This is a genomic window from Mucilaginibacter sp., assembly GCF_039921305.1.
Taxonomy (GTDB): Bacteria; Bacteroidota; Bacteroidia; order Sphingobacteriales; family Sphingobacteriaceae; genus Mucilaginibacter.
The window spans coordinates 38,882-60,319 of the sequence record NZ_JBDSCA010000072.1 but is presented as its reverse complement, the minus strand read 5'-3'; the positions used below and the strand labels follow the sequence as shown (position 1 = coordinate 60,319).

The 21,438-nt window shown below is 41.5% G+C and carries 25 protein-coding genes; 15 read left to right on the top strand and 10 right to left on the bottom strand.

Annotated elements, in window-relative coordinates:
* Nucleotides 1-108: 108 nt before the first annotated feature.
* Nucleotides 109-321: an alkylphosphonate utilization protein gene (locus tag ABIN91_RS20440; protein WP_348053386.1), complete on the bottom strand. Its 213-nt coding sequence runs from the start codon at nt 319-321 to the stop codon at nt 109-111.
* A gap of 114 nt (nt 322-435) precedes the next feature.
* On the opposite strand from ABIN91_RS20440, the gene hflX reads away from it, so the two are divergent.
* The 6 genes from hflX (at nt 436) to ABIN91_RS20410 (ending at nt 6,874) form a co-directional block, all read left to right on the top strand.
* On the top strand, nt 436-1,620 hold the full coding sequence (gene hflX, locus ABIN91_RS20435; protein WP_348053384.1) for a GTPase HflX: 1,185 nt from the start codon (nt 436-438) through the stop codon (nt 1,618-1,620).
* A gap of 57 nt (nt 1,621-1,677) precedes the next feature.
* The gene (locus ABIN91_RS20430; RefSeq protein ID WP_348053382.1) at nt 1,678-2,754 is read left to right on the top strand and encodes an alginate lyase family protein; all 1,077 of its coding nucleotides are present in this window, start codon (nt 1,678-1,680) and stop codon (nt 2,752-2,754) included.
* A gap of 51 nt (nt 2,755-2,805) precedes the next feature.
* The gene (locus ABIN91_RS20425) at nt 2,806-3,051 is read left to right on the top strand and encodes a DUF6364 family protein (RefSeq protein WP_348053380.1); all 246 of its coding nucleotides are present in this window, start codon (nt 2,806-2,808) and stop codon (nt 3,049-3,051) included.
* A 3-nt stretch (nt 3,052-3,054) separates the two neighbouring features.
* Nucleotides 3,055-3,480, top strand: coding sequence for a PIN domain-containing protein (locus tag ABIN91_RS20420; protein WP_348053378.1), 426 nt, complete (start codon nt 3,055-3,057; stop codon nt 3,478-3,480).
* Nucleotides 3,481-3,564: 84 nt separating this feature from the next.
* Nucleotides 3,565-6,453 (top strand): DNA gyrase/topoisomerase IV subunit A, encoded by a 2,889-nt coding sequence (locus ABIN91_RS20415; protein WP_348053376.1) that lies wholly within the window; start codon nt 3,565-3,567, stop codon nt 6,451-6,453.
* Nucleotides 6,454-6,511: 58 nt separating this feature from the next.
* Nucleotides 6,512-6,874, top strand: coding sequence for an RNA-binding protein (locus ABIN91_RS20410; protein ID WP_348053374.1), 363 nt, complete (start codon nt 6,512-6,514; stop codon nt 6,872-6,874).
* A gap of 48 nt (nt 6,875-6,922) precedes the next feature.
* On the opposite strand, the gene ABIN91_RS20405 is transcribed toward ABIN91_RS20410, so the two are convergent.
* From ABIN91_RS20405 to ABIN91_RS20370, 8 genes are all read right to left on the bottom strand, one after another.
* Nucleotides 6,923-9,703 (bottom strand): glycosyl hydrolase, encoded by a 2,781-nt coding sequence (locus ABIN91_RS20405; RefSeq protein ID WP_348053372.1) that lies wholly within the window; start codon nt 9,701-9,703, stop codon nt 6,923-6,925.
* A 454-nt stretch (nt 9,704-10,157) separates the two neighbouring features.
* Nucleotides 10,158-10,658, bottom strand: coding sequence for a cupin domain-containing protein (locus ABIN91_RS20400; protein WP_348053370.1), 501 nt, complete (start codon nt 10,656-10,658; stop codon nt 10,158-10,160).
* Between the two features lie 353 nt (nt 10,659-11,011).
* On the bottom strand, nt 11,012-11,455 hold the full coding sequence (locus tag ABIN91_RS20395) for a hypothetical protein (RefSeq protein ID WP_348053368.1): 444 nt from the start codon (nt 11,453-11,455) through the stop codon (nt 11,012-11,014).
* Nucleotides 11,416-11,700, bottom strand: a complete 285-nt coding sequence (locus tag ABIN91_RS20390) for a hypothetical protein (RefSeq protein WP_348053366.1) — start codon at nt 11,698-11,700, stop codon at nt 11,416-11,418. The genes ABIN91_RS20395 and ABIN91_RS20390 overlap by 40 nt, the downstream gene beginning before the upstream one ends.
* 254 nt (nt 11,701-11,954) lie before the next feature.
* Nucleotides 11,955-13,841 (bottom strand): molecular chaperone HtpG, encoded by a 1,887-nt coding sequence (gene htpG / locus ABIN91_RS20385; RefSeq protein ID WP_348053364.1) that lies wholly within the window; start codon nt 13,839-13,841, stop codon nt 11,955-11,957.
* A 158-nt stretch (nt 13,842-13,999) separates the two neighbouring features.
* The gene (locus tag ABIN91_RS20380; protein ID WP_348053362.1) at nt 14,000-14,218 is read right to left on the bottom strand and encodes a VF530 family protein; all 219 of its coding nucleotides are present in this window, start codon (nt 14,216-14,218) and stop codon (nt 14,000-14,002) included.
* Between the two features lie 9 nt (nt 14,219-14,227).
* Nucleotides 14,228-14,758: an NAD(P)H-dependent oxidoreductase gene (locus tag ABIN91_RS20375; protein WP_348053361.1), complete on the bottom strand. Its 531-nt coding sequence runs from the start codon at nt 14,756-14,758 to the stop codon at nt 14,228-14,230.
* A complete protein-coding gene (locus ABIN91_RS20370) occupies nt 14,745-15,476 on the bottom strand; it encodes a phytanoyl-CoA dioxygenase family protein (protein ID WP_348053359.1) in 732 nt (243 codons plus the stop codon). The genes ABIN91_RS20375 and ABIN91_RS20370 overlap by 14 nt, the downstream gene beginning before the upstream one ends.
* Nucleotides 15,477-15,540: 64 nt before the next feature.
* Between ABIN91_RS20370 and ABIN91_RS20365 the strand changes: the two genes are divergently transcribed.
* From ABIN91_RS20365 to ABIN91_RS20330, 8 genes are all read left to right on the top strand, one after another.
* Complete coding sequence (locus ABIN91_RS20365) at nt 15,541-16,140, top strand: hypothetical protein (protein ID WP_348053357.1); 600 nt, start codon at nt 15,541-15,543, stop codon at nt 16,138-16,140.
* 66 nt (nt 16,141-16,206) lie between these two features.
* On the top strand, nt 16,207-17,151 hold the full coding sequence (locus ABIN91_RS20360; RefSeq protein WP_348053355.1) for a Smr/MutS family protein: 945 nt from the start codon (nt 16,207-16,209) through the stop codon (nt 17,149-17,151).
* Nucleotides 17,152-17,161: 10 nt separating this feature from the next.
* Nucleotides 17,162-17,722: an AraC family transcriptional regulator gene (locus ABIN91_RS20355; protein WP_348053353.1), complete on the top strand. Its 561-nt coding sequence runs from the start codon at nt 17,162-17,164 to the stop codon at nt 17,720-17,722.
* Nucleotides 17,723-17,803: 81 nt separating this feature from the next.
* On the top strand, nt 17,804-18,535 hold the full coding sequence (locus ABIN91_RS20350) for a MauE/DoxX family redox-associated membrane protein (RefSeq protein WP_348053351.1): 732 nt from the start codon (nt 17,804-17,806) through the stop codon (nt 18,533-18,535).
* A gap of 70 nt (nt 18,536-18,605) precedes the next feature.
* Nucleotides 18,606-18,947, top strand: a complete 342-nt coding sequence (locus tag ABIN91_RS20345; RefSeq protein WP_348053349.1) for a metalloregulator ArsR/SmtB family transcription factor — start codon at nt 18,606-18,608, stop codon at nt 18,945-18,947.
* Nucleotides 18,944-19,429, top strand: coding sequence for an SRPBCC family protein (locus tag ABIN91_RS20340; protein ID WP_348053347.1), 486 nt, complete (start codon nt 18,944-18,946; stop codon nt 19,427-19,429). The genes ABIN91_RS20345 and ABIN91_RS20340 overlap by 4 nt, the downstream gene beginning before the upstream one ends.
* 70 nt (nt 19,430-19,499) lie before the next feature.
* Nucleotides 19,500-19,922, top strand: a complete 423-nt coding sequence (locus ABIN91_RS20335) for a VOC family protein (protein WP_348053345.1) — start codon at nt 19,500-19,502, stop codon at nt 19,920-19,922.
* 63 nt (nt 19,923-19,985) lie between these two features.
* Nucleotides 19,986-20,591: a hypothetical protein gene (locus ABIN91_RS20330; protein ID WP_348053343.1), complete on the top strand. Its 606-nt coding sequence runs from the start codon at nt 19,986-19,988 to the stop codon at nt 20,589-20,591.
* A 25-nt stretch (nt 20,592-20,616) separates the two neighbouring features.
* Here the strand turns inward: ABIN91_RS20330 and ABIN91_RS20325 are convergent, their stop codons facing one another.
* The gene (locus ABIN91_RS20325) at nt 20,617-20,949 is read right to left on the bottom strand and encodes a hypothetical protein (protein WP_348053341.1); all 333 of its coding nucleotides are present in this window, start codon (nt 20,947-20,949) and stop codon (nt 20,617-20,619) included.
* A gap of 189 nt (nt 20,950-21,138) precedes the next feature.
* Between ABIN91_RS20325 and ABIN91_RS20320 the strand changes: the two genes are divergently transcribed.
* The gene (locus tag ABIN91_RS20320) at nt 21,139-21,348 is read left to right on the top strand and encodes a hypothetical protein (protein ID WP_348053339.1); all 210 of its coding nucleotides are present in this window, start codon (nt 21,139-21,141) and stop codon (nt 21,346-21,348) included.
* Nucleotides 21,349-21,438: the final 90 nt, after the last annotated feature.

Here is a 21,438-nt window from a genome sequence, read left to right as displayed (position 1 = left end):
CTACTTTATCCCCCCTACAATGGGAGGTTTGATTTTGAAAATACCCATATATACCGACAAATTTGTTATTTCTGATATTGGGGTTATTAAGAATAAGCGCAGTTGATGTTAATTCTTCTTCTTTAAGTACATCGTCTTCAAAACGATCACGCTTTTATCAACGCGGCACTCTACCTCATCGGGGCTATCGGTTAAACGGATGTTTTTGATCACGGTGCCCATTTTTAAATTGATCTGCGATCCTTTAACTTTCAGGGTTTTGTTTACCAATACCGAATCGCCATCGGCTAATAAGGTTCCGTTGCTGTCTTTAACATCCATTTTTGTTGTAGTTTAGTGAGGCGGCAAAAGTACTTAAATATCGCACACTTAAAACAAATACATACCAATACGCTGTTAATCAAATTGCGTACTTTTGTAAACGAATAATATTGAATGAAGCCAAAATTTTATGATACTGCTGTGAAGCAGGAGAAAGCGGTGCTGATAGGTGTAATTACACCCGACGAAACTGCCGAACAAGCCAAAGAATACTTAGATGAGCTGGAGTTTTTAGTACAAACTGCCGGTGGTGTAACGGTTAAAACGTTTACCCAAAAAATGCTACGCCCGGAGCGTTCTACTTTTGTGGGTACAGGTAAGCTCGAAGAGATCAGAGACTATATCAGAGCCGAAGAAATTGACATAGCCGTTTTTGACGATGGCCTTTCGCCATCGCAATTGCGGAATATTGAGAATGAATTACAGATCAAGATACTGGACAGGAACAATCTGATCCTGGATATCTTCGCCGCCCGTGCCCAAACGTCGCAGGCTCGCAGTCAGGTTGAATTAGCGCAGCTACAATACCTGCTGCCCCGCTTAACCAGGCTGTGGACTCACTTAGAGCGCCAAAAAGGTGGTATCGGTATGCGCGGCCCCGGTGAATCGCAAATAGAAACGGACAGGCGTATCATCCTCAATAAAATATCCCTGTTAAAGGAGAAGTTGAAGCTGATAGACCGCCAGAACGAAACCCAGCGTAAAAACCGTGGTCAGTTAATTAGGGTGGCTTTGGTAGGATACACCAACGTAGGTAAATCAACCATCATGAATATGATCTCCAAATCGGAGGTATTTGCCGAGAATAAGCTGTTTGCAACGCTGGATACTACGGTACGTAAAGTGGTGATCGAAAATCTGCCCTTCCTGCTATCAGATACTGTAGGGTTCATTCGCAAACTACCACATAGTTTGGTAGAGTGCTTTAAATCGACTTTAGACGAGGTTCGTGAAGCTGATATTCTATTACATGTGGTTGATGTATCGCACCCAAATTTTGAAGATCAGATCAAAACCGTTAACGAAACCTTAAAAGAAATTGGCGCTATTGATAAACCGGTGATCACGGTGTTCAATAAGATAGATGCCTATAAGCCTATTCCGGTAACGCCATCGGAGCCTGAGTTGAAAATGACCTTGGATGATTTTAAACATAGCTGGATGGCTAAAAATAATAGCCCTGCTATATTTATCTCAGCATTGAATAAGGAGAATATTGACGAGTTTAGGGCCTTGGTTTATGAGCGTACAAAAGCTATCCATACCGAGCGCTATCCTTACGATAATCTTTTATATTAGGCTCGTTAAACCATTGGGCAAATTGCCCTTCTAACCATCACCATAAACCGGTTATATATGAGAAAAATATTCTTTGTTGCTTTGGTGTTATTATCTGCATCTGTTAAGGCGCAGTATGTTGGTTTGAATGATAAAGAGATCCAAAATCTCAAAGATCTGATCGCTAAAGATGCTGATGTTAAAAAGATGTATAACGACTATCAGGCTATAGCCGATGTTGCCGTTAACGTGAACCCAGCTCCAATAGATACCATCCGCAGCGAGGGTTTACTAAAAGGAAACCCTAAAAAGGAAGCTACGGCATTAGCTTTGCGCGATATGCGTAAAATGTATGCCCTGGCCATTACTTACCGTATTGATGGCGAAAAAAATTACCTGTCAAATTTGGCATCGTACTTAACAGCCTGGGCAAAAATAAACATTGGCCGTGGCGACCCGATTGATGATACCAACCTGGAGCCTGCTATTGAAGCTTATGACATGGTTAAAACCAAACTTAAACCAAACGATAATGATTTGATTATAAAATGGTTTAAGCAAACCGCCGATGCCGAAATAGCAACGCATAAAAAGAACTTTAATAAAGCCACGGGTTATAACAACTGGAATTCGCACCGCCTTAAAATTGTGGGCATGATAGCTTACGCGATAAACGATGCTGACTACAAAAAGTATGTGGATGAAGACCTGAAACGCCAATTGGAAAAGAACTTGTTGCCCGATGGCTCAAGCATTGATTTTAAACTGCGTGATGCCCTGCACTACCACGTTTATGATTTGGAACCCTTGTTAAGTTTGGCCATTGTGTTAAAACGTGCAACTGGTGCTGATGCTTATGCAATCGCATCCGAAAGCGGCGCATCCATCAAAAAATCTGTAGAGTGGGTTATCCCATACATAACCGGCGAAAAAACCCACGGCGAATTTGTAAACTCAACTGTTAGCTTTGATTTGAAACGGGCTAACAACGGCGAGGCGGAATACAAAGCAGGTACCCTATGGAACCCAAAAAATGGCTATCGTACGCTGGCTTTGGCATCGTACTTTAATCCGCAATATAACAATACCCTTAAAACGGTTAAGCCTGATTACCGCGATTGGCAATTGGTGTTGAATAAGGTGATGGTGCAATAGCCCATTTTATAATCAATTATACGTATAATTGATTGTAAAATCACACGTGTAATGACAACGAAGCTTACATTAACTATGGAAGATCAAGTAATTGATTCTGCCAAGGAATATGCCCGTAAAGAAGGAAAAAGCTTATCGGGTATTGTAGAAAATTACTTGAGGTCAACATCCGCTCATAAAGAATCAGATTCTAAGCTTTCACCTAAGGTGGCTAAGATGATGGGAGTAATTAAACTACCCGACGATTTTGATTATAAAAAAGAGCTTGGAAATGCATTGCTCAAAAAATACAAGTAGGCCATGAAACATGTATTCATGGATACGAATGTTGTTATTGATTTTTTAGCAGACAGGCGGCCATTTTCATTAGATGTGGCAAAACTATTTGATCTCGCCATTGCTGAAAAGGCGAGAATCTATATATCTGCCGTTTCGTACAATAATATTTATTATGTGCTTAGGCAATCCTTAACCAATGCTGCCACCATTAGGTTATTGGAGGATCTGGCTGAAATGACAGAGATAGTAGATGTAACAGGTTCTATTATATGGCAATCTTTAAAAACAGATTTTAAAGATTACGAAGATTCCATTCAATATTACTGTGCGCTTAGTGTTCCTCATGTTGATTTTATTGTAATGCGCAACACAAAAGATTTTAAGAAAAGTAAATTGCCGGTACTAACACCATCAGAAGCAATTATATCGATGGGATATATTTCTTAATAATGTCAACTTGTTTATAATTTCCATTCAAAATTTACGCTCTATAACTTATCTTTACACATCCATAGCATTTTTGATTAATTGATGAGCGAAGAACAAAGTCCGGATAACGAAAAATTACATAACATAACCTCTCTCGACGGCCTGTACGAAAACTGGTTCCTGGATTATGCATCTTATGTAATTCTAGACCGAGCCGTTCCGCACATTTACGATGGCTTAAAACCGGTTCAGCGCCGTATCCTCCATTCCCTAAAAGAAATGGACGACGGGCGTTTCAATAAAGCCGCCAATGTTATTGGTAACACCATGAAGTATCACCCTCACGGGGACGCCTCTATTGGTGATGCTATGGTGCAGATAGGTCAGAAAAACCTGATGATAGAATGCCAGGGTAACTGGGGCGATCCGGTAACAGGCGATTCGGCTGCCGCTCCGCGTTATATCGAGGCCCGCCTATCTAAATTCGCTCTCGAGGTTGCCTTTAATGCCGATACTACCATCTGGCAATCCAGCTATGATGGCCGTAACCGTGAACCTATCACCCTACCTATCAAGTTCCCTTTATTACTTGCTCAAGGTGCCGAAGGTATCGCTGTAGGTTTAGCTACCAAAATATTACCCCACAACTTTGTGGAGCTAATTGATGCCTCCATCGCCGTATTAAATGGCGAACGCCCAAACCTGTTGCCCGATTTCCCGACAGGCGGTTTAGCCGATGCATCCAACTATAATGAGGGCCAGCGTGGCGGAAAGGTACGCGTTCGTGCCCGTATTATCGAAAAGGATAAAAAGACACTTACCATTACCGAAGTTCCGTTTACTACCACAACCGGTAGTTTGATCGATAGCGTAATATCTGCCAACGATAAGGGTAAGATCAAGATCAAAAAGATCGAAGATAATACCGCCAGGGATGTCGAGATCGTAATCCACCTGGCACCAGGTATATCGCCCGATGTAACCATCGATGCGCTTTATGCCTTTACCGATTGCGAAGTATCCATATCACCAAACACCTGCGTAATTCACGATGATAAGCCACGCTTTATGAGCGTGAACGATATGCTTACCGAGAGTACGCATCATACCAAAAACTTACTTAAACAAGAACTACAGATCAGGTTAAATGAGCTAAAAGAGAAGATCTTCTTTAGCTCATTGCTCAAAATATTCATCCAGGAAGGGATGTATAAAAACCCCGCTTACGAAACCTCGGCGAATTTTGAAGGTGTTGTTGAAGTATTGAACACCTTGTTCGAGCCATTCTTTAAGATCTTCTATCGTGCCATACTTCCCGAAGATTACAAAAAGCTCATTGATAAACCGATGAGTAGCATCACCCGCTTTGACGTAAAGAAAGCGGATGAGCAGATGAAGACTTTAGAGAACGAGATCAAAGAAGTTAACCATCACCTCAAACACTTGAACGATTACGCCATAGCCTGGTTCCAAAAACTAAAGGACAAGTATGGCAAAGATCGCGGTCGTAAAACCGAGTTAAGAACATTTGATAGGGTAGAAGCCTCGCAGGTTGCTTTAGCCAATGTTAAGCTGTATGTAAACCGCACCGATGGTTTCATAGGGTCTGGTTTAAAGAAAGACGAGTTTGTTTGCGATTGCTCGGATCTGGACGAGATCATCGTTTTCCGCGAAGACGGGAAATGTTTGGTTACCAAAGTTCAGGATAAGGTTTTCGTCGGTAAAGAGATCATCCACGTAGGCGTATTCAAAAAGAACGATGAGCGTACCGTTTATAACATGATCTATAAAGATGGCCCGAATGGTACAGCATACATCAAACGTTTCTCGGTATTAGGCGTTACCCGCGATAAGGAATATGATTTAACCAAAGGCACCAAAGGCTCAAGAACATTATACTTTAGCGCTAACCCTAACGGAGAAGCTGAGATCATAAACGTATCACTAAAGCCACATTCCAAATTAAAGAAACTCGTTTTCGACCAGGATTTTGCCGAGATCGCCATTAAAGGACGTTCGTCAATGGGTAATATCATTACCAAATACCCGGTTAAAAAGATCATCCTAAAATCAAAGGGTATTTCAACCTTAGCGGGACGGAAGATCTGGTATGATGATATCCTGAAACGCCTTAACGTTGATGCCCGCGGTAAATACTTAGGCGAATTTGATGGCGATGATAAGATACTTACCGTACTCAACACAGGTATCTACGAACTCACCAGTTTCGATCTGAGCAATCACTTTGATGATAAAATGATCCGCATAGAAAAGTACAACCCTGAACAGGTGTACTCGGTTATTCATTTCGAAGGCAAATCAAAAAACTACTACGTTAAGCGTTTTTCATTTGAGCACATAGCGATAGGCAAGCCAACCAGCATCATCAGCGACGAGAACGGTTCAAAGCTTACCTTGATATCCTCTGCCGCGCAACCCGTTGTAACTGTTGAGCAGTTGAAAGGCAAATCATCAATACCAGAAACCATCGAGATCAACCTTGCTGATGCCATTGATGTGAAAGGTATGAAGGCCCAGGGTAACCGCTTAACACCTCACGAGGTGAAAAAGATAGTCCTGATAACCGAGCACGACGATGAGGAAGACGTACCAGATCCGGTAGCCGAAACCCCGCTAAGCGAAGTAATAGCTGCCGAGCAAGCCGATGAAGAAGCCGAAAAGGAGATCACGGGTGATGATGATGATGCGGCAATTGAAGAAAGTAAGCCAGCACCACCGGTAATAGAAGAAAAGAAAGAACAAGTTAAGGTGCCTGTTATAGAAAAACCGGTTCCACCGGTAATTGAAGCAAAAAAGGAAGAGCCAAAACTGCCGGCGATTGAAGAGAAGGCAGAAGAAGCTAAACCGCTGGTAAAAGAAAAACCAACGCTACCTGCTCCCGAAGTTAAACCCGTTAAAAAGATAGACTTCGAGATAACTAATCCGGATGAGTTGGATATTGATGACAATGGGCAGTTAGGCTTATTCTAATCGAACTGACATTTCCGTCAGTCTTACCCACAACATTGTTACCGATAATAACACTGCTGTGGCAATTGCCCGCCCCGTTATCTGTATCTTTGTAAAAAACTTTAAGGATTTAATGAAGATATTTATTGCAGGACTACCATTCCAGGTTGGGGAAGAAGAACTAACCGCTGTTTTCGGAGATTTTGGGCATGTAAAATCACTACGTATTGTTAAAGATCGTGAAACAGGACAAAGCAAAGGCTTTGGTTTTGTTGAAATGACTAACGATGATGAAGCTAAAGAAGCCATTGTTAATATGGACGGAGCCGATTACTACGGTCGCAGAATTTCTGTAGCCGAGGCAGACGACAAACCAAAAACCGGCGGTGCTGGTGGTGGTTTCAAACGTTCAGGAGGCTCAGGCCAAAAGAGCTTCCGCTAAAAAGCAAAAGCCTCACGATGTTGAATCGGGAGGCTTTTTTTATTCTCCTTAGTCTACCGGTGTCAAAGTAACCGGGCCCAATAATCCTGATGACATTACGTTCCATTTACTGGCGTCAAAAGGCTTGTAATCAATATTCACAAAATTGATCTCGTGATACTTGCGCCATTGCAGGCCGTTCTGGTCCATGTATCTGATGCGGTTTGCCATCAAATTATCAACCTCAATTTTGATGGTGTTCTTTCCGGGCTTTAAATATTGCCCAACCCTGGCACTAAACGGTATGCTCCAAAATATACCAGCATCCTCACCATTAATATAAACATGGGCGCTTTCACAAACCTTGCCTAAGTTCAATATATACTCACTCGCTTTAGTGGCGGGTATCTCAAATGTAGTACTATACTCACCACTTCCCGAAAAGGATTGCGTTTTAGCATCAGGCGAATTAGTCCATGATGTAAGCGCGGTCAAAGTTTGATCAGCAGGTAACTCCGGTCCACCTTTAGTAAAGTGCAAAACCCATTCCTTCCCAACAACAATCGGCGCTTCTGTTTTTTCAATATACTTCCATTTGGCGCTCTGTGGAGCAATATTGTTGGTCGCCTTAATAATTAAGGCTTCGCCCGATTGCAACTGAACCCTCACCTTAGTTTTGCCATTAACATTACTTGATGCCGGAACACCATAACTACCGCTTTGCGGATCCATCAACATAACTGTATGGGCCTGTATATTCAAAGGCAAATCTGTGTCAATAGTCTTAGCCGTGTGGTTAACAATGTAGTAGTACTTGCCGCCAGCTATCTCTCTACGGATAAATTTCAACCCCGTATTTACCAAAGCCTCGCCAGTTATATTCCTATATTCCAAAGCCTTTTGCACATCATCGGCTAATAAGATCAATCCTTTACCTGTAACCGATTTTTTAACCCCATTACCTGCATCTGTAAAGCTTAATGCAGCCAAAATGCCCTTTAAGCCTTGTTGCCTGTTGGCGAGGTCATTCAGCCCCGGCACATCTTCAGGCAATTTCTGGAAGATAACCGTCGCTCCATTCTTAGCTAACTGGATGATGTTTTGCAAAGTAGCCAAAGGTATATATTTACATGCAGGCACAATTAAAACCTTCCTGGTTTCCGCATTTGCGGCTGTGCTTATCTCGCCATTAACCACGCTCGAACCCGCTATCGCTTTATCAGAGATAAAGTCCAACGAGTACCCGCTCTTCTGCAAAGCATTGGCCGTTTTGTAGAAAGCCGTAGGGCGCAGCCAATCGTTAATACCGTGTATGGCCATATCCATTTCCAGGCCTTTGGTAGCACTCCAGGCATCATAAATTGGCCAGTACATAATAATCTCATTGTCCGGTTTTCCTGCCTGTAAAACCGATTGGCAGCGGGCAATGTAAGTATTCAAACCATTCAAATGTCCCCACCAGCTATTATCAGGTACAAAATTGGTCGATGCATAAAATAACCACCCCGGGAACGCGATATCATCAGGCGAGTAAGTAGTGCCATGAAAATAAACATGGGTCACGCCCGATAAAAACACTTGCTCTAACTCAGGTTTGGTTTGCGATAACGAACCCTTAAAATGCTCTGCCAGCCAGGTAAATGTCTCCGATGTAGCATAAGGCTTCCCGGTAACATGCGCTGCCGATGGCGCGAATTTTAGCATGATCGGGTCAGGATCAACGTTCCTCACATCCGCGCTATCGCGGCGTAAACCCGGAATATCAAACTTGCTCGATCCAAAGGTTTCGCACTCCGGTATATCAACAGCACCATATAGATCCAATAAATTACCCGGCGAACCATGCGATTGGTTACGGGTTAAACTATGGTTTTTATGCGCCCAGGCTGTCCAGTTCAACGTGAAATTATCCAGCAACATCTGGCTCATGGTTTCGCGGTAATCACTCTTTACGCGGGCAACAGCCTCAGTATTATCGCTGCTCACTAACTCACGTAAATGCAGGCGTAAATCATACCCGCGTAGTTTCTGAAACTCATCAAACAAAACCGGCGACCAGCTTGCTCCATAAACTTCATAACTATCATTAAAGTACGAACCAACTCCCGGCGGCTTGCCCTTAAAAGCATCATCAAAACGCTTTAAATAAATGTTAACCGCATCTTTTGATAAATGATCCATCACATTACCCTCGCCACCCGGCGCGGCGCGTTTAACCTGCTGCAAGGTTTTTCCGCTAAAGGCCACATAAATATCCCAGTTACCTTTTTCAGGCTTCCAGTTTAAAGTGCCACCACTTGTAACCTTATCGGTGATGTTTATCACCTCACCATGCTCACCATAAGCGGTAACAGCCTGCAAAGGAGCACTCTTTTGCTTGGCATCTTTAACATATATCTTCTCAGCAAGTGCCTGCCCTGCCGCTACCTTATAGTTTTGAACGATCAATTTAGCCGCTGCGTTCTCACTCTTGATCTGCGGACCGCCAAATGGCCAGCCTGTACCGGTGTTCATATCCACACCCATACCCAAAGTTTTAGCCTTGCCAACGGTAAACTCCAACGCGCTCATCCATTGCGGGGATAAGAATTGCAGATACCGGCTCTCATAACCAATGGCTCCGTAAATAGGTGTTACCTCAACCCCGCCAAAGCCGGCCTTATTGTAGGTTTCCAATAAACGCGCTGTGTTTTTATCATCAACCGCGTTACCCATCCACCACCAGCGTGTCCAGGGGCGCATTTCTTTGGTAACCGTTGGCCATACCGGAGTAGCGGTTTTTGCAGTTTGGGCCATTGCGGCATTAATGCCAAAGCAACCGCCAACAAAAAGTATAAGTAATTTCTTCATTTAGGGTAGTAATATAGGTTCACAATGCGAAGAATCGCATTATACCACAAAGATATTATACCCAAACAACAAACCGTCCTGTAGTATGCTGTATCTCTAAAATGTGACATTGATCTTTGATCGCAGGGGGGATAAAGTAGGATTTTTCAAACTAAGAACTATGTCATTGCGAGCCTGCCTGTCGGCAGACAGGGAACGAAGCAACCGCACGTAAGCCAATTTAACATAAGGCCTGCTCCATCTGCAAAGGGGGGATAAAGTAGGTTTTTTTCAAATTTTGATTGCTGCATATTAACTCTTGATTCTATTTAGGGGGATAAAGTAAGAAATATTTCACCCTTCATTCTGTACCTCGTGTTACAAGCACATTCTATACAATATACAAAAAAGCAGCCTCATTATCAAATAATCTGTCCATATAGCGCGCTGTTTCTCCTGGTGCAAAATCTATTAACTAACCGAAATAATCAGGCGGAAACAACTCTTGTCCGTACTGCTCAGCAATTGCTTTAAATTTTCCCAACTTCTCAGCAGTCATCTCGGGTGGCGGTAAAAATTTACCCGGCTCAACAGGTACTCCAATTGCCTTAAACATATCCTCCATACCCGCCGGTGTAACTACACAAAGCATATGCGCAACCTCATCGCTCACGTTTTTGAATTGGTGCACAAGGCCCCCTTTCGGGATGTTTACGCAACCACCTTTTGTAACGGTATAAGTTTTCTCCTTTGTCTTCACTTCAATTTCACCATCCAGCACATAAAACGTTTCCTGAATATATTTATGTGCATGCGGCCCAGGGCCACCGTTTGGGGGTATCAGCATATCAATCAAAGCATAATCGCCGCCTGTTTGGCTGCCCGACATTACTATCCGGTAAGTATCGCCTACTACCGAAACATTCTCGCCTTCACTGGCTGCTACTGCTGTAATATGGTTGATCAGATTTTTCATTTGATTAAGTTATTATAAAGTCAACAATCACAACACTAATAAGTTGCCTCGCAAAAAAAAATAAACAAACAGGTATTACTCCGTTTCGAAAGGGGGGGATAAAGTAGGTTTTTTTCACCACTCATTGCTCCGTAGGAGCACCCTGTTTATAGAAAATATAAATTGAAAAAATTGGCTCCGTAGGTGCCTCCTAATTTCTCGTTCTCATCCAAGGGGGGATAAAGTAAGAATATTTCAAACCCTCTCAATCTGTCATCCCGAATTTATTTCGGGTACCACAAGATAGTTCTATATCATTAGGAAATATAGAAAGTAAGAAATAATTTAGTCATCGATCTTATAACTCGTTAATATTATTCAGGAATAGTATCATCAATATTTGTATAGATTACTGCAATGGATACATCTGTTAAGATAAATTTGACTGTTCTATATATAATTTTGATTTGGTCATAATTTAAATCTTTGTAGTGTATTTCAAACTCTGCTGTTACATTTAAATTATTTATTTCTGGTGATGTTAAACTTGTTGATTTTGCATCAAAGGTTAAGCCACCATATGAATGCGGAATCTTTTGTTTAGGATATAAAATAATTGGTGGATAGATTCCTTTTTTATTAGTTGAGGTATCGCGTTTGTAATATTCAACCCCATTAAATCGCAAAATGAAACTTTTAAATTCGATTTTTATCGGCGTATTTCCTGTGTTTTCTAAAGGTGTATTAAGTCCAATCTCACGATATTTCAAACCAGGTTTCATTGATGCATGAAGAGTCTGAGGCTGGGTTTGTGCCATTGCCAAAAGAGGTTGTAATTCAATTGATAGCCATCCTTGATTAGCATAACGAATCTGTTTTTGCGATAAATCAATTGATCTTTAGCTAATTTAGTTTGCGCTTCGCTGATTTTAAATTGTTTATTAAAATTCCGTGCATTCATAATCGTTTGAATAATGTAAATTATAACTGCGGCTGCCGAAAATATTGAAGCTAATGCTACAGTAAATTGTAGCCCAAAAGGTAAAGATTGAGTTTCGTTCATTTGATATAGCATTATTTGTTATAATATTTTCAGCTTTATTGTTTTGTAATCAACAAAACCTCAAAGGGGGATAAAGTAAGAAACATTTCACACCCTAATTCGCAACCTCATATTACAAACCGTTCCATACAATATACGAAAAATCCGCCGGATTAGCCAAAATTGATTTGTGAAATCCACTCTCAATCCCAAGTCGCACCTCATAAAAAAGGCCATCCCCTACGGAACGGCCTTTCTTTACTTATAAAAAACTATTATATCAAACTAACGCTCCTGTTAACAAACTCCGTCAATTCCGGGCCAGTCAACATACCTTGCGATAATAAAGCCAAATCAAAAGCCTGTTTAGCCAATTGAGTTTGCTCCTCTTCGCTTTCAGCTTGCGCTATACGGCTGATCAATTTGTGATTACCATTAATAGATACCTTGTAGTTATCCGGCAGAGTACCATAAAAGCTCATGCCGCCACCACCCATGGCTGCCATCTCTTTCATGCGGCGCATAAACTCGTCCATAGTTACAGTTACCGGTAACTCGTCAGGGTTTAGGCTTTCAATTTCAACCTTAAAGTTGGCTTTAGTTATCGCCTTGTCAAAAATGGTTTTGATAGTAGCCGATTGCTCTTCCGTCAACACATGCGCAGGCGCGTCTTCTTTCTTGATGATCTTATCGATCACATCCGCGTCAACACGTTTGATGGATGTTTTCTCTAACTTCTGCTCCATCTGAGCCACAAAGTGACCATCAATAGGCGAGTTCAGCAACAATACATCATAATCCTTTTTATTGGCGCTCTGGATAAAAGTATCTTGTTTAGCCGGGTCGTTGGTATAAATATAAACCTCAGTACCGTCTTTATCAGTTTGATTTGGCGCTACCTTAGTTTTGTATTCATCTAAAGTGAAAAACTCTTTTTTAGTGTTCTCAAGCAAAACAAAGTCTTTAGCCTTATCATAAAACTTGTCCTCGCTTATCATACCGTATTTAACGAACAAGCCAATGTCGCTCCATTTTTCTTCAAACGCTTTACGGTCGGCTTTAAACAGTTCGCTCAGTTTATCAGCAACTTTTTTGGTAATGTAGTTGTTGATCTTTTTCACATTACCATCGGCCTGTAAAAAGCTACGTGATACGTTCAACGGAATATCCGGCGAATCGATCACACCATGCAGCAACATCAAAAACTCCGGAACAATATCTTTCACCTCATCGGTAATAAATACCTGGCGCGAGTATAATTTGATCTTGTTCTTCTGGATCTCAAAGTCATTCTTAATTTTCGGGAAGTACAATACCCCCGTCAAATTAAACGGATAATCAACATTCAAATGGATCCAGAATAACGGATCTTCCGAAAATGGATACAACTCCTTATAAAAATCCAAATAATCCTGATCGATCAGATCGGCAGGAGCCTTGGTCCATATCGGGCTGGTATTGTTAATAATGTTATCAACCTCAACTTCGGTATATTTTGGTTTACCTTCTTCGTCCTCACCATCAGGCTCACGCTCGGTAGTGGTACCAAACTTAATAGGCACAGGTAAAAATTTAGCGTATTTATCTAAGATGCCTTGCAAGCGGCTCTTATCTAAAAACTCCTCACCATCTGCGTTGATATGCATAATGATATCGGTACCACGGGTTGTACGGCTACCTTCGCTTATCTCAAATTCGGTGCTGCCATCACATACCCAACGGGCAGGTTCGGCGCCATCCTGGTACGATAAGGTTTGGATCTCAACCTGGTCAGATACCATAAAGGCCGAGTAAAAGCCTAAACCAAACCTTCCGATAATTTCGTTGGCATCCTTGGCATCCTTGAATTTTTCCATGAATTCCGTAGCACCCGAAAAAGCGATCTGGTTAATGTATTTCTTAATTTCGTCGGCGGTCATACCCAAACCATTATCGCTAATGGTAATGGTTTTTGCAGCTTCGTCAAAAGCAACCTCAACCTGTAAATCGCCCAATTCGCCATTGTACTGACCCAATGCCGCTAAACGTTTGATCTTTTGAGTGGCATCCACCGCGTTCGAAACCAATTCGCGCAGGAATATCTCATGATCAGAGTATAAAAACTTTTTAATGATCGGGAAAATGTTCTCGGTATGTATCGAGATCGTTCCTTTTTCTTGCATAACTATGTTCTGTTTTTGAGTTTAAAATTTGTACTGATACCCTGTTATCAAGGGCCGTTCCAAAGAGTGCTAACTTGTCAAATTGGCAGAATAAGTTATTGAGGTTTGTTACTATAACATACGTAAGGGATGGCACATGGGCTATTAGAATAAGAGATTTATTTCTGTGGCGTTTCCAGATAAAGGTCTTCCACCTTCTTTCTCGCCCAATCCGTTTTGCGCAAAAACTTGAGGCTCGATTTAATGCTGGGGTCGCTGATAAAACAATTGATCTTGATCACCTTGCCCAACCGTTCCCAGCCATGGTACTCAACCAAGTGGGTTAATATCGCTTCCAGCGTTTTACCGTGTAATGGGTTATTGGTTTGCTCTGCCATTAAGCAAAGTTAAATAATAACAGCCACCAACGCATCCAATACTTTTTGTAACGATGCTAAAACTTCCGCATCGGTAATACTCCCGTCGCTATTAACTTTAGTACGTACAAAAGGAATCAGTAATTGAGCATCCCCCGGCACATTGGCCGATATCGCTTCCAAGGTTAATAACAAAGCCGCATGCCCGTTACTACCTACGCTGGATGCCGTGATCAAAGCCATAGGCTTATCCACAAACTCTCCCGACGAAACCGTCCAGTCCAAAGCATTCTTTAACGATCCCGGCACACCAAAAGCATATTCAGGCGTACAGATCAATACCGCGTCGGCATTCTTCAATTGATCACGCCAGGCTATCACTGTGGAAGGAGGGGTGTCATCATCCAGATCAGGATTAAAGTGTGGCAGATCAGCCAGTCCATCATAAATGTCAAACGAAATGCTACCGTCAGCCATCTCAGTTATTTTATTGATGATAGAACTGTTAGACGACTTGGGCCGTAAACTGCCCGATATGGCGAGGATTTTAATGGGTTTCATGGTAATTATATTTTTCAGACCACGCAATTTCTGCCGGAAGCTCACTATTGCTAAACTCAATATGAATAACCCGTCTGGATAGATTATTGGTACTACGGTTCGATGCGTGCAAAAGCAAGGGCCGCATCAACATGATACCGCCTTTTTTAACCGGACAAAATACTTCAGTTTCTGTATCCCAATCTATTGTTTCGGCGCGATAAATGCCTTTTCGGTTTGAGCCGGATATAACTTTTAACGCGCCATTGTTTTCATCCGTATCATCCAGGTGTATCCGAATGGTAAAGTTGTTCTCGAGTATTCCGATAGGTGGCTGTACCGCAAACTGGTTTTGTTTTACCGTCCAGGGCCCATAACCATTAATATCAACACGCTTATTTACAGAAATGGTCAGATCTTGATGATAAGCAACAAACCAGTTCGATTGTGGCGGTTTATCAAAATAAATGGCTTTGGTGGCGAAAAAATCATCACCCAATAATTGCTTAATAATGCCTTTCAGTTTATCGTTAAATATCAATGGTCGGCTCACCGGCACCTCATTCAAAAACTGGCGAATAGCAAACAGATTATTCGTTTTGCGGAAAGTACTACCATTAACAGGTATACTATTGATGGCTGTTAATAGCTGTTCAATTTCCTGATGAGTATATACATCCTCAATAATAATGAAGCCCTTATCATCAAAATCCTGTAATAATGCCTGTTTATTGTCCATTGGTTTAAATAAGCAACCCATTTTCACGGCTAATATATTATCTTGCGATAGCAATTTGATCAGGATGCAAAAATTATACAGTTCAATTACCATCATACTCATCGTGTTTGCATTTGGTAACAAGGCAAAGGCTCAGGCAGGCGTGGGAGCTACCTACATTGGCGATTATAGCAAAATGGGTGGCCACGAAACAGTTAATCTTGAACTGGAACGCGGCAATTGGGCCTATCGGTTAAGCAACCTCAAAAACGCCAGGTATACCTTCACCCTCACCATGAAAGATAACTCCACCCGTGAGGTACACTCCAAGCTATACGCCGATAGTGCGAATAATAGGAGCTACGTAATGGACGATCAGAAAAAAATATATTGCAGCCAAACCCGCCGCATTAGCCGCGAGGATGGTAGCAAGCAAATAATAGGTATTGCTACCGATAGCTGCTGGCTGTTCAAAATAGTGAGCGGAAAGATCAATGCCTACTCATTCCTTTCCGAAGGCGCGGGCTCTTATAGTGTTTCGGCCTTGCAAACCGGCACCGGTGTCATACAAACCTTTGACGAACGTGCCCTTGAACAAATGATCAGTAATGATCCAAAAGCCATGAAAGCCTTCATTAAAAAAGAATATCTAAAGGCTATAGAAAAATTTAATGCCGATAATTAGTCGTTTGATAAACTACCCATCGCCCAATAATTATCGGTAAATTCGCCTCCTCATATTTACGATGTTATGAAGTATAAGTTAGGCGATTTTGTGCGGTTTGTTGACGAGAAAATGGAAGGATATGTAACCACCATCATTGATGATGATATGATTGGTGTAACCGGCGAAGATGATTTTGAGATACCGGTTCTGGCCAGCAAGGTTACAACGGTACATGGCCACAAATCAACCGCAGTAGAGAGCCAGGCATTTGACGAAGTAAAAGCAAACACAGGCGATTTTGATACCCGCGGTATTTATCTCGCCGTGGCCAGCGATCAGCGCATCGCATCGGTGGTTCATTTTTACCTCGTTAACGAAACCTCGTTCCAACTCCTAACCGCCCTAACTACCGAAAAACTATACAAGTTTAAAGGCGAATACGCAGGCATCATAGCCCCAAAATCGGCCACTAAAATTTTTTCAGCCCCTTTGCAGGATATTCAATTATGGCCGGTATTTAATTTTCAGGTCGTTTTTTACACTACCCAAAACATCGCGATCAACCAGCCTTTAATTCTAAAAGAAACCTTCAAGGCCAAAGATTTTTCGGGCACCAAAACCGTAGTGCCATTAATTAAGCAACAAGCCTGGCTCATCCGTTTAGACGAACCGGAGTTGGTGCTTGATGCCGAAAAACTCAAAGAAAGCTTTTTTAAACCCGCCGAAGAAAAACGCGAAATAGAAAAACCAGTTCACGAGATCGACCTCCACATCGAAAAACTACGTGACGATCACCAATTTTTAAGCAGCGCCGAAATACTCAACATCCAACTCACCGCCTTCCGTAAAGCACTGGATGCGGCCATAGTTCACAAACTGCCATCAATCACCTTTATACACGGCGTAGGCAACGGCACCCTCAAAAACGAACTCCACAAAATAGTGGGCAAACACCCGCACATCCAAACCTTTATGGATGCCCGTAAAGAGAAATTTGGATATGGGGCTACAAAGGTGTTGTTAAAGTGAGCTTAATGGCATGAAACTGTACATCAAAAATATGGTTTGCCGTCGCTGTAAAATGGCAGTGGAAAACGAGTTGAATAAGGCGCACTTGCAGGTACTGCACATGGAGTTAGGCGAGGTTGATGTGGAAGGCGAGCCAACAGTACAGCAAATGGAACAATTATCCACAGGCTTAAATAAATTGGGTTTTGAGTTAATTGACGATCAGAAAAGCAAACTGATCGGGCAGATCAAATCACAGATCATAGCAATGGTGCATTACCCAAACAACACGCAACCACTTAAGCTATCTGTAGTATTGGCTGATAAGTTAAAGCACGATTATGGTTATTTAAGTAACCTTTTCTCTACGGTAGAAGGAACCACTATTGAGAAATACTTCATCGCGCAGAAAACCGAAAGAGTAAAAGAACTATTAGTTTACAATCAATTAAGCTTATCCGAAATTGCATATCAGTTAAATTATAGCAGTGTAGCTTATCTTTCCAATCAATTTAAGCAAGTCACCGGCATAACGCCTTCGGCCTTTAAAAACATGCAAGGTAAAAAGCGAACAAACCTCGAAGACCTGTAAATCTTATAAATCACTACCATAATTCCGTAACATTCAGGGCTGTTCTCAAGGGTAAATTTGTATCATAAAATTTAAAAGATCATGATACATACTTATCAAATTAGCGGCATGACCTGTTCTGGCTGCCAGGCTAAAGTGCAATCCCTGCTTTCGCAGATCAAAGGAGTTAAAAATGTGGATATATCGTTAGCCGAAGGTACGGCCGATATTACAATGGAACAGCATATCCCGACAGATGTATTGCAAAAAGCATTAGAGGCTTATCCTAAATACCAGTTAACCGAAGCGCATACATTTCCGGCTACATCTATAATGGATGATACGGATAACAGAACATGGCTGCAAACATACCGGCCCATTCTGCTCATTTTTGCTTACATATTGGGCATAACGCTAATTGCCGGACATCAATCAAATGGCTTTAGCCCGATGGTAATGATGCGGGTATTTATGAGCGGTTTCTTTTTGACTTTCTCGTTTTTTAAGATGCTCGATCTGCAAGGCTTTGCCGATAGCTACGCTATGTATGATATTATTGCCCGCCGGATAAAGGCCTGGGGCTACATCTATGCCTTTGTTGAACTTGTCCTTGGTTTGGCCTACGCGTTTAACTTGTTGCCGAAAATTACCAGTGCTATTGCATTTTTGGTGATGACGGTAAGTTTGGCAGGCGTATTACAAAGCGTATTGAATAAACAAAAAATACGTTGCGCTTGTCTTGGGGCTGTTTTTAACTTGCCAATGAGCACCGTAACCATTATTGAAGATGGCTTGATGATAGTAATGAGTTTGCTCATGTTCATTCTTTATTAAACTTTTTTTTATCAAACTATTGCGTAAGTGAATGCTTACATATATATTTGTAAGCATTCACTTACATAAAATGGCAATACAGGCACGACGAGATGTTTTCCAGGCAATAGCCGATCCAACCCGCAGACAAATAATGGGCCTGGTGGCCCGCGAGCGGATGAATTTGAACGCTATTGCCGATAATTTTGAGATGAGCCGCCCCGCAATATCCCAACACATTAAAATACTGATGGAATGCGGTTTGCTCAATATTAAACAACAAGGGCGCGAGCGTTATTGCGAAGTAGAGCTGAAGCCACTTACCGAAGTTGCCGATTGGATGCAACCCTTTATCCAAATGTGGGAACAACGTTTCGATAGGCTTGACGATGTACTAAACCAAATGAAAACCGATAAAAAAAGTAAAAAATGACAACAGAAAAAAAACTCAAGCTTACTGCCGAGCCAGGCAAGCAGGAGCTGTTCATCGTGCGCGAATTTGAAGCCCCGCGCGATATGGTATTCAAAGCCTACACCGATCCGGATCTGCTCATCAAATGGCTCGGCCCCAATGGTTACACCATGGCTATTGATTATTACGAACCCAAAAACGGTGGTGCATACCGTTACATTCATACCGACCCAAAAGGAAATGAATATTGCTTTCACGGCGTGATCCACACAATGCAAGCGCCCGAAATGCTCATCCAAACCTTCGAGTTTGAGGGTATGCCAACCAAAGGGCACGTATCTTTAGATACCGCCATATTTGAAGAATTGCCTAATGGCCGTACCAAACTTACCATCCAATCAGTATATAAATCTGTAGCCGATAGGGATGGCATGATCAGTTCAGGAATGGAATATGGCCTCACCGAAGGCTTTGCCAAACTGGATGAAATATTAGCGTCATAAAAAAGATTAGTATAAAGGAGTACCCGAAAATCCTATAAAAGAGTAGGCGATCAAATCAAACTTAAATATCATGGCAAAAGATTTTTGGCTTAGCCTACCGGTTAAGAATGTTAAAACCTCAAGGGCGTTTTTTACTCAAATGGGTTTCAAATTTAACCCTCGCTTTGGCGAAAACGATAATATGGCCGCCTTGCTTGTTGGCGAAAAGAACACGGTTGTAATGTTGTGTGAAGAACCACAATTTAAGCAATACATCAGCAACTCAATTTCGGACACCCAAAAGGGCACCGAAGTAATACTCTCTATCGATGCGCAAAACAAAGAAGAGGTTGATGAAATGGCACAACGTGCAATTGATGCAGGTGGTAGCAGCAACCATAAACCAGGCCCAATGCAAGGCTGGATGTACGGTTGCATGTTTGCCGATCCGGATGGACATAGCTGGAACGTACTTTATATGGATATGAGCCAGGTACCCCAAAAAGGTATTTAACACTTTGTGTTAAAATAAGTTAAACAATAAACGGTTGAGGTTTACTCGTGCTAAATTTAGTGCATGAAAAACCTCAACCTTAACTATATTCCTGTATTACCTATTGCCTGTTTACTTACGGCTACCAGCCCACCGGTCAAAGCGCAACAGTTGCCTAATGTGCAAACCGTAGGTGTGCTGGCCCCTCCGCAAGTAAAAACCGATGGTAAAGCTACAGAGTGGGGTAGTAAGTTTGAGGCCTATAACAAGGCTGCCTCCATGTATTACACCATGGCTAATGATAACGAAAAATTATACCTAACCATACAGGTTGCCGATACCGCTATAATAGAAAGAATAATAAACAGCGGTATCACCTTAACCATCAAAGGTGACGGTAAGGGCGGTGGTTCGGTACCCCTCATCATAACCTATCCTTTAAACAATATCCAGCAAATTAAAGTAACCGGGATTAAAGCAACACCCGATTCATTGATTTCAACTACCAACAACCTTGGCATCGAAGCCGCAGCGTTATCATATCAAAAAAAATACACTTATGAGTTAGCCATATCGCTCAAATACCTTGTACCACTTATTAATGATATAGGTACATTTAACTACAATGTTATGTTGAATGCTGCTACTCCGTCAAGCTTTTCTGGTAAATACACTTTAGTGATAAATTGAGAGATTAGGTCGCTGCCCCGAAAACTTATACGCCCTTATTAAAATAAGCGATCATTCCGTGCTCAATCCACACCAAAATGAGCATACCTATTGGCACAAATATCAAATTACTCATGTTGTTATAAAACCTCCGGAATTTTAAGCTATGGTATGATAGTATAATGTTCACTATCAAATACGGTATGCATAAACACATGCACCAGTAAAAAAGAATGCCTTGTATAACATCATCATCACCCTGTATTAAAAAGTAATAGGTTAAGTAGCACATCCCTAACCAAATACATAAATATACCACATACAGGGCTACGGCTAAAGGGTGCCTTTTAATTGATAATAACAGTATTTTTTTAAGCATAAACGTTTAACGCAGTTAAATTACGCAATGTTTGGCAAACTTGGTTTCACAATTTTTAAATAGTGCGTAACGCATAAATAACTGTTCCTGTAAGTCAATACTTATCCGCTTCCATTACTGTACTTACAATATAATATCTAAACGCAATTGTGGCATAAAAATGGCATCGAAAAAGCAAAAATAGTCATTATGCAAATCAGTTTCTCTTCGGTGTTTTTTAACATATTTATTATTGCTTTATTGGTTTGGGTGGTAGTACTCACTGTGGTATTGATCACGCTTTCCAGGCGCAAAGATGTTGCCTTACCCATTAAACTTTTTTGGTCGGCAATTATTGTATTCGCGCCGTTTGCCGGCTTGTTGGTGTATATTATTTACGGCCTTAAAAGGCGCCTTTAAAACTTCAAAATAAAAGTATAATACCATATACCATTTTGGTTCTAATAATAAATTGTTGTTTAATTATTTCTAATTCAAACTTTTTTACCT